The organism is Polaromonas sp. P3_C2 (assembly GCF_056402675.1).
On sequence record NZ_JBFUGX010001182.1, the window covers coordinates 1 to 685 of the forward strand.

The following is a 685-nucleotide window of genomic DNA, read 5'->3' on the forward strand; positions in this document are numbered from 1 at the left end:
GGCCCCCACCCTGCTGCGCGACGTGCCGGTAACGCACAGGCTGGCGCAGGATGAAGTGTTCGGCCCGGTGCTGTGCGCCATGAGCTTCAAAAACGAGGATCACGCAGTGGAACTTGYCAATGCCACGCTGTTCGGCCTGGTCGCCGGCATCTGGACGCGCGATGGGGCACGCCAGTTCCGCATGGCCAGGCGAGTGAAAAGCGGCCAGGTGTTCATCAACAACTACGGCGCCGGCGGTGGTGTGGAATTACCTTTCGGCGGCGTGAAGTCATCGGGCTACGGCCGTGAAAAAGGCTTTGAGGCCTTGCATGGCTTCACCACGCTGAAAACAGTGGCCATACGACACGGTTAAGCCGACCCCGGCCGCAAGGTCTCGGGTTCGTGCCCCTCGCCACGGCCGCCCTGCAGTCAGCCCTTGATTTGCGCCGTCTTCACAACGCTTTCAGCTTTTGGCAGAAGCCGCGGGAAAAATGAAAGCCTGGGAGCAAGGAAGGTGGCAGCGAACAATTCGCCATTTCGCTGGCTAAGCCAGCCTACGCCGTTGAGCTGGACATCATCGCCCTTTCTCGTCACGGTAAATTCGAACCGCGCACCTTTCTCACCCGCAAATACCGAAGGTTCAACCTTTGTCATGTTGACGATGGAACCGTCTGCCGAATACATGATCTCGAAAAGGTTGACCAAT

Annotated in this window: 2 protein-coding genes; one reads left to right on the top strand and one right to left on the bottom strand. The window is 59.1% G+C overall.

The genetic code is table 11. The features are described from left to right. Window positions 1-352, top strand: a 352-nt coding sequence (locus tag AC1DWI_RS25460) for an aldehyde dehydrogenase family protein (RefSeq protein ID WP_477726225.1), incomplete at its 5' end; no start/stop codon positions are given. Between the two features lie 56 nt (window positions 353-408). On the opposite strand, the gene AC1DWI_RS25465 is transcribed toward AC1DWI_RS25460, so the two are convergent. Then, window positions 409-685 (bottom strand): hypothetical protein (locus tag AC1DWI_RS25465; protein WP_477726226.1); only part of this gene is annotated, 277 nt, incomplete at its 5' end.